The organism is Lyngbya sp. CCY1209 (assembly GCF_055795065.1).
Genome location: NZ_JAYFER010000107.1, coordinates 1 through 7994, shown reverse-complemented (window position 1 = coordinate 7994; position 7994 = coordinate 1). Strand labels below are relative to the sequence as shown.

At 56.6% G+C, this 7994-nt stretch carries 6 protein-coding genes; 3 read left to right on the top strand and 3 right to left on the bottom strand.

The window, feature by feature from the left end:
* Positions 1 to 246: 246 nt before the first annotated feature.
* The 3 genes from AC0QHF_RS00730 to secG all read right to left on the bottom strand — a co-directional run bounded on the left by AC0QHF_RS00730 (position 247) and on the right by secG (position 4149).
* The gene (locus AC0QHF_RS00730) at positions 247 to 2340 is read right to left on the bottom strand and encodes a choice-of-anchor I family protein (RefSeq protein ID WP_324702273.1); all 2094 of its coding nucleotides are present in this window, start codon (positions 2338 to 2340) and stop codon (positions 247 to 249) included.
* 752 nt (positions 2341 to 3092) lie between these two features.
* The gene (locus AC0QHF_RS00725) at positions 3093 to 3890 is read right to left on the bottom strand and encodes a matrixin family metalloprotease (protein ID WP_324702272.1); all 798 of its coding nucleotides are present in this window, start codon (positions 3888 to 3890) and stop codon (positions 3093 to 3095) included.
* Between the two features lie 31 nt (positions 3891 to 3921).
* Positions 3922 to 4149, bottom strand: coding sequence for a preprotein translocase subunit SecG (secG, locus tag AC0QHF_RS00720; RefSeq protein WP_324702271.1), 228 nt, complete (start codon positions 4147 to 4149; stop codon positions 3922 to 3924).
* Positions 4150 to 4536: 387 nt separating this feature from the next.
* Between secG and AC0QHF_RS00715 the strand changes: the two genes are divergently transcribed.
* The 3 genes from AC0QHF_RS00715 (at position 4537) to AC0QHF_RS00705 (ending at position 7906) form a co-directional block, all read left to right on the top strand.
* A complete protein-coding gene (locus AC0QHF_RS00715) occupies positions 4537 to 5970 on the top strand; it encodes an MFS transporter (RefSeq protein ID WP_324702270.1) in 1434 nt (477 codons plus the stop codon).
* A gap of 433 nt (positions 5971 to 6403) precedes the next feature.
* The gene (locus AC0QHF_RS00710; RefSeq protein ID WP_324702269.1) at positions 6404 to 6676 is read left to right on the top strand and encodes a hypothetical protein; all 273 of its coding nucleotides are present in this window, start codon (positions 6404 to 6406) and stop codon (positions 6674 to 6676) included.
* Between the two features lie 9 nt (positions 6677 to 6685).
* Positions 6686 to 7906: a quaternary amine ABC transporter ATP-binding protein gene (locus AC0QHF_RS00705; RefSeq protein WP_324702268.1), complete on the top strand. Its 1221-nt coding sequence runs from the start codon at positions 6686 to 6688 to the stop codon at positions 7904 to 7906.
* Positions 7907 to 7994 lie beyond the last annotated feature (88 nt).

The following is a 7994-nucleotide window of genomic DNA, read 5'->3' as shown; positions in this document are numbered from 1 at the left end:
AAACTTTTGCCGATTGCCTCTTGCCGATTGCCTTTTCTCGAACGATTGTGTAAGTATTCAAACGGACTTGATATGACCGCACGATCGCTGATTGCGATCATTTCAGTTCCCCATGCCCCGTTGGCTGTTGGCTGTTGCCCGCCATAAAAAATGCCCCCCAATGCGTCCGATATTGGAGGGCAGACAAGTGTCATGTTCGATGCTGGCGATCGGCGATCGCCAGAATAAATTTCCCCGATCAATCAATTACACGAACGGGACAAAATCGGATTCGCCGAGGGATGCACTCACCCCTTCGAGGACGGCCAGAACCTCGTCGCCGAGGGCGATTTCGGTGGCATCACCGGCGGCCGAAATCGAGACATCTGCAAAGGTCAGACCGTTGGCCAGCCCGATCAGATCCGTACCCACCTCGAAGTCAGTAATGGTATCGGTTCCTTCTCCCTCGGCTAAAACGAAGGTATCGGAACCCGAGCCGCCGGAGAAGTCGTCCCCGGTGAGGGTGTCATCTCCCAAACCGCCCCGGAGCAGGTCGTCGCCCATGTCGCCCCAGATCTGGTCATTGCCCATATCGCCGAAGAGGCGATCGTTACCGGCTTTTCCGCCGATGCGATCGTCGCCTTTACCGCCGAAAATCACATCGTCGCCACCCACCTGAACTTGAGGGCTGCGGCTGTTGAGGTCGCCCCGCAGGACATCATCGCCCTCCAGGCCGAAAATGGCATCGTTGGCGAGTCCGCCGGCGGCGGTATCATCGCCGTCGCTTGCCCGGATCAGATTGCTGACCGCACTTCCCACAAAGGGGGTATCATCAATGACACCGCCTCCGAAATCGTAGGTGCTGGTACTGCCACTGACTTCGTTAGCCACAATCAACAGGGGGCGTCCGGTGGGGCTATCTTCCGCCGCCACGAAGTCCAAACCCTCCGGTGCCAAGTCGCCCGCGGCGGGGTTGCTGCTGCCATCTTCGAGAGTCTCCGGTACGTCGAAGTTGCGGGTGTTGATGTACTCGACGAATTGCGGATCGGTGGGATCGCTGATATCGTGAACCGCAATACCGCCGACCCGTTCTAACCCGGTGAACAGATAGGTTTTTCCGTCCACCTCGCCGATGACGTTCCCTTCCGGTTCGGGGCCCTTGTCGTCGCTGCGATCGTCAAAGGAGTCATTATCGTCGTTGGTGGAATTGAAATTTTCGGGGACCAGTTCGGCGGTGATCTGTTCAAACTCATCCCCGCTGTCAAACACCAAATTTCCTTGTGCATCCCAAATCGAGAAGGAACGGGCGCCGAAGGAATAGAGTTCGTCAAAGTCTCCGTCGCCGTCCGTGTCGCCGAGGGTGTTGGTGATTTTCAGGCGCCCGAGATTTTCATCGAGTTTGAGTTCTTCGGCATCGGGGAAGGCGTCCGGATCTAAGATGACCTCTTCATCTCCGATCCGTGCTTCCTCGTTGAACGTATCATATTCGCGGGCGTCGCCCTCGTTGGCGGTGACGAAGTAAGTCTCGCCGTCAACCGCGTAAGTGGAGATGGCGTCGGGCTGGTACATCCCGAAGACGGGCCAGTTTCGGATGTTGATGCCATCGTCCCGGTTGCTGGCATCCAAGCCGTTTCCGGGTTCGTCGTAATCCTTAAAGCCGAAGCCGACAACATCGGTAAATGCCTCAGAATCGAGGTCTAAAATACCGATCGCGTTATTTTCCTGGAGGGCGACATAGGCGGTGCTACCGTCGGGACTGACGGCGATATATTCCGGTTCCAAGTCCTGGGCGACGCTGGCGCCGGGGCCGAAAATCCGGACGCCCGACTCGGCGAGTTCATCTTCCTGGCCGTTAAAAGCCGTGAAACCGGCGGTCGTTACGGTGGCATCTTCGATGCCATCGGAAATATCGACGATGCTGACGGAGCCTTCCGGGTCGAAGGTGTAATCGTCGTTGGGAAAGGCTTCGTTGGCCACCAGGGCTTTCGTACCGTCGGGGGTGAACGTCACCATGTCGGGGGAGTAACCCACCTCGACGGCCCCGAGTAAGTTGCCGCTGGTGTCGAAGAACACGGCGTTTCCTTTCTCATCGACTCCCGCCCCGACGGCGGCGACGACGACGCCGTTTTTGACATCGACGCTGTTGACCTCCCCGCCGAAGCCGGAGATATCGAGATCGACATCAACTTTGGTGATTTCGCTGGGGTTGGTGAGGTCGAAAACGTCGATCGCCTTCTCGAACCCGTCAACGACAAATAGACGGTTGGTTTCGGGGTCGAAGGCGGGAATTTCGGCTGCCCCTTCGTCAAAAATACCGGTTTGGTAGGTCCCCAGTTGCGTGAGTTGTAGTTGTTCTGTCATGATTGAAATTTAGTGATGATGACTTCCCTAATTCTTGAGAGATCAGCCGAGCAAATGATCTGGGCTTGAAGGCGTGGCATTTGAAAGGTGATTGACATTAACAATTGGGAGTTGCCACCCAATCGGACGGATTCAAAGGTAGCCGGTTCCGGTTCCGAGCCACGGCCCGATTGACAACTGAAACCCGGTTTTCAAGGATTGAGATCGACTCGATGCGAGTCGAGACATTGGCAACACAATCTTTTCCAGTCGCTTCGCCGCTTTCATGCATGGTTTGACCCGCAGGGTTGACAAAGAGATGCTATTTTATAAGGTCGGATTTTAGGCTAAAAAAAACACAACGTTTTCCGAGAAATTCAAGGCGGCCGAATTTTGATACGGGAACGAGCGTCCCGGCTTCAAAAAGAATCGGACGCCGATTGAATCCTCAAAAGAGGGGTGGCGGGCCAGCCCGGTGAAAGCGACGAGCCGATCTCAGAGAAATTCTGAAATCATGTTGACTGATGTCTAAGTGTAAGCCCAATTTACCCGGATCAAGATAGTTTTGTAAACCTCCCCTCTCCGTGTTTTTACATAAGCTTTACACGAACTTTAAATGAGAGATTGTTTTATAAAGCCAATCCGGAGTTGATTAAGAAATGCTATTTGTCCGGGGGACGGAATTCGATCGCAACCGGGACTCAATTGCGATCGCGGCGGGATAGCTACACTCCCACTTCCACCGGAGTTTAAACAAATGTGATATCAACTGTTCATCGATCAATTTTATACACTTTTGGCGTCCGCCGACGATCAAAATTCATCGATGTCGCGTCCCCCAGAGCAGACCCTGACTCCGACGGCGGTCCGTCCGCCGACGCCAGGGGCCAACCCAGTTGCGTGGGTTGTTGATAAATGCGCCGCAGGGTATTCACGTCTCGGGGAGAAATGGGCGGGGGTTCGCGGACTTGGGCAAAATACATCACGTCCGTTTCCTCGGGACTGTGGCCCCAAATCCCCAGGGCGTGGCCGAATTCGTGGCGAGCCACCGACGCGACGTAGGGTCCGGTTTGGGTGGGACTCAACAAAATGGTAAACTGGTGCGTCAGGAGCCGGGAGCCGGTTTCGGTGGTGCGGGTCAGGAGGCGGTAGCGGGTTTCGCCGGAGCGAGCCCGCAGGTGGCCCGGTTTGAGGGGGGGGCGGCGTCGGAAAATCCGGATGTCGGCCCGATCGCGATCGCCGGTGATTTCCAGGGGCACGTAGGCATCCCACTCCATCACCGCCGCCAAAACCGTCTCCCGCCAATTCTGGGAGGGGTCGTCCTCCCGGCGCTCGACATAAACCCGAACCGGCCACCGCGACCAGATCAGGTAGCCGAATGGCGGCACTTCGATCTCGTCGAAATAGTCGCCGGCGGTCGGATCTCCCCACTGCTCCAGGGTCGGCGGCAGGGGGTGCGGTCGCGAAGGTATCCCGCCATCAACGGCGGGCGATCGCAGACTGAAGGCGACGACGAGGCCGGCGGCCAAAAGGCCGGCCCCCCAGACTCGAAATCGTCGCTGTGCACCCATACAGACTGAAAATTCCTCGCGGTCCGACGGCCTATCCGACCCAGCCGGCGCTCAAAATCACCGTCAACCCCATAAAAACGATCGCCAGCATCCAAGTGATGCGGTTGAGGGTGACTTCCGCACTCTTGGCGCTCGTAAACAGTTGAGCCTGTCCGCCGATCCCGCCGATGCCGTCGCCCTTGGGGCTGTGCAGGAGTACGAGGACAATCAAACCCAGGGCCGACAAAGACCAGATTACCTGTAAAATTTCAGTTGTCATGGTTTTTTTCTCTCTTTCGTCCGCATTTGGCGGTCAATCCGACCCATTTTAAATGGGTATCCGGCGATGATTCCCAGAAAGGGTCGCGGAAACTCCCGAAGACGCACGACTCGGGCTGCAAGGATTTTAACACCAAATACCGGATTTAGGGAAGCCGGGATAATTGATAATCGAGCGCGACAATTGATAATGAATTGCCCGTCCCCGACGCCCGCCCCCCCGTTTCGCCGGTTCCCGCTTTTCCCTGGAATGGAATACCCATTTTTGACTAAAATTGAAAAGGCGCCGACGGTTTTGCCGTTATTTTAACGATGCCACATTCTTCCGACGAGGCGATCGCCCGACTGCGCGGAAGACGCTCGCTGTCAATCCAAACATAATAACTCAATGGATGATTGGGACAATGGAAATCGCTCGGACATTCCGACACCGAACCGTTCTCCGGCTCAACCCGAGGGAACATCCGCGACCCTCATGAAGCCGACACCCAAACCGCCGGAATCCCCGCCGGAGGAAGAAGAACGCGGCTTTTTACCCGTTCTGAGAAACCGCAATTTTCTCGCCCTGTGGAGCGGCCAGGTTTTTTCCCAACTCGCAGATAAAGTGTACCTGGTGTTGATGATCGCCGTCATTTCCACGCGGTTTCAACAGGCCGGCCAGAGCATCAGCGGTTGGGTTTCGGCGATCATGATCGCCTTCACCATTCCCGCCGTTTTATTCGGCGCCGGGGCGGGGGTATACGTCGATCGCTGGCCGAAAAAGCCGGTGCTGGTGCTGACGAATTTGCTCCGGGGCGGCTTCGTGCTGAGTTTGCCCATATTGCTGTGGCTCTCGGATGGGATGAAACTCGGAAAGTTCCCGTTCGGGTTCTGCCTGCTGTTGCTGGTCACATTTCTCGTCTCGACCCTGACCCAATTTTTCGCCCCCGCCGAACAGGCGGCTATCCCCCTAATTGTGGAGCGCAAGCACCTGCTATCGGCTAACTCCCTGTACACCACTACCATGATGGCGTCGGTGATCGTGGGATTTGCGGTGGGGGAACCCCTGCTGGCCCTGGCGGACACCCTGGCCGAACGCCTGGGGAGTCAGCTACCCGTCGGCAAGGAGTTGATCGTCGGGAGCGGCTACGCCGTCGCCGGGTTGCTGTTGCTGCTGATGAAAACCGGCGAAAAGCGGATGGAGAACCCCCACGAACAGCCCCACGTCCTGGAAGACCTGCGGGACGGGCTGCGCTACCTGCGGGACCACCGGGGCGTCCGCAACGCCCTGATTCAACTGGTGATCCTATTTTCCATCTTCGCGGCCCTGGCGGTTTTGGCTGTCCGGGTGGCGGAGTTGATCCCGAACCTCAAATCGTCCCAATTCGGCTTTCTCCTGGCCGCGGCGGGCATCGGGATGGCGATCGGGGCGGCTATTTTGGGCCACGCCGGCCACCAATTTTCCCACTTTCAAATGGCGCTGTTCGGGTCCGTGGGGATGGCCGTCTGTCTGGTCGGACTGGCGTTTTTCAGCCAGCAACTCTGGCCGGCTCTGGCCCTGATCGCGGTGTTGGGGGTGTTCGGCGCGGTGGTGGGCATCCCCATGCAGACCACCATCCAGGCGGAAACCCCGGAAGAGATGCGGGGCAAGGTGTTCGGCCTGCAAAACAATGCCGTCAATATCGCCCTGTCCCTGCCGCTGGCTTTGGCGGGGGTGGCGGAAACCTTTTTCGGCCTGCCGGCGGTCTTTTTCGGTCTGGGGGCACTTTGCCTGGGGGCGGGTAGTTTGACCTGGTACATTTCGAGGCTGAAACTGTCTCGGGAGCGGAAATTTGGGAATTAGCGATCGCGCAGTTGCCGGTCAACTTCCCCCACCGACAACCCCAGCGCCGCGGCGATTTGTTCCGCTCCGGTTGAATGCTCGGAACACAAAACGGGTTGGATATCCAGACCGCTTTGGAATCAATTCCAAAGCTAATAGCTCTTTGCCGATTGCTGAAAGCTGATTGCTATACGATCGCGGTAAAAATTTAAAACGGAAAAAAGGGGGATTCAACCGAAACCCCCTTCAATTTATCGATCGCGTCCCCGCAATTTTCGGGCGATTTATTTGTCAACAAAATTGCCGTACAGTAGCTGTTTGGACATGGTAGATTCCCGGTCGATTTTGAAGATGAAAATTAAACGGCGCTGTAGACAACGGCACCGTCCCGACTGCGGTTGTGGATTCTCATCAAATCTTCCCGCTGCAATTCTTCTAAAATCGTGCGAATTTATTGGGGAGTCCGGCCCGTTTCGACGACCAAATCGGACAGGGTGACTTCTCCCATTTTGTGGGCGATTTTGATCAGTTGAACTCGAATATCTTCAGAGCCGGGATTGCTGTTTCCTTTCGTCTGCCGTTTCGCCTTGTTGACGGCGCGGGTATTTTCGACGGTGGCGATGACGGTATAAATAAAGCCGAATCCCGTAGTGAAGTCCTCGTCATCTACCTGCCGTCCTCGGTAAATTTACGGAGTTTTGACAAAAGCGATCGCCCGAACGTTTAAAATGTGAAATTGAGCCGCCGAACCCCACCCGCGATCGCCTCGATGCACGACTCGAACCCCAAAATTCAGATCGAACATCTGGTCAAAATTTACGGAGATGACCCCCGAAGGGCCCTGCGGCTGTTCCGGGACGGACACACCCGGGAGGCGATCCGAGAAAAAACCGGCCACGTCGTCGGCGTGGCGGACGTTTCCCTGACGGTGGGACGGGGGGAACTGTTCGTGATCATGGGACTCTCGGGTTCGGGAAAATCCACCCTCGTCCGCTGCATCAACCGCCTGATTCCCCCCACCAGCGGCCACATTTACATCGATCGCGAAGATATCGCCCGCGTCGGCGAACGGCGACTGCGGGAAATCCGGTTGACCCGAATTTCGATGGTATTTCAGGGGTTCGGACTGTTCCCCCACCGGACGGTGGCCGAAAATGTGGAATACGGTTTGAAATTGCGGGGGATGGAGAAGGGAAAACGCCGTCAAAAAGCCCTGGAGACGCTGGAAACCGTGGGGTTGAGGGAGTGGGCCGACGACCGTCCGGCGGCCCTGAGTGGGGGGATGCAGCAGCGGGTGGGGTTAGCCCGGGCTCTGGCGACGGATGCGGAGATTCTGTTGATGGACGAACCCTTCGGCGCCCTCGATCCGCTGATCCGGCGGGAGATGCAGGACGAGTTGCTGCGACTCCAAAAGCGGCTGCACAAGACGATCGTTTTTATCAGCCACGACATCCAGGAGGCGGTGAAACTCGGCGATCGCATCGCGGTGATGCGGGACGGGGCGATCGTGCAAATTGGGACGCCGGAAGACCTGATCGCCGCACCCGCCGACGACTACATCCGCGCTTTCACCCGAGATATCGATCGCGCTAAAGTGATGGCGGTGCGATCGCTGATTCGTCCGGTGGAAACCTGTCAATTTCCCCTCGATCCTTCCCAAACTATCGACAATTATCAAAATCGTTGGATTTATTGCGTCGATTCTGACGGTCAACTTTTGGGGCGAATCGAGAGAGTTGAATTGGAAAAAATGGGCGATCGCGCCGAGTTCAATTTCCCGACAGACTATCCCCAGGTGGACGCTTCCGCGCTGCTGACCGACGTTTTTCCCTTATTTAAACTGGGGGTTCCCGTGGGGGTGCGCGATCGCGACGGGCGGTTTTTGGGAATTGTGGAAGCCCCGGATATTTTGGCGGCTTTGGGGGATATTAAATGGGGACAGAAACCGGATTTCTAGACATCTCGGGTGGAGAGGAAGAAACCGGGTTTCTAGAAGCCGCTTGGGTTCTCCCCTAAGATATTGGAAGAAACCCGGTTTCTAGAAC

Excerpts from the sequence above, each read along its gene's own strand:
- AC0QHF_RS00715 (WP_324702270.1), top strand. The coding sequence starts at position 4,537 with ATGGATGATTGGGACAATGGAAATCGCTCGGACATTCCGACACCGAAC.
- secG (WP_324702271.1), bottom strand. The coding sequence starts at position 4,149 with ATGACAACTGAAATTTTACAGGTAATCTGGTCTTTGTCGGCCCTGGGT.
- AC0QHF_RS00725 (WP_324702272.1), bottom strand. The coding sequence starts at position 3,890 with ATGGGTGCACAGCGACGATTTCGAGTCTGGGGGGCCGGCCTTTTGGCC.
- AC0QHF_RS00730 (WP_324702273.1), bottom strand. The coding sequence starts at position 2,340 with ATGACAGAACAACTACAACTCACGCAACTGGGGACCTACCAAACCGGT.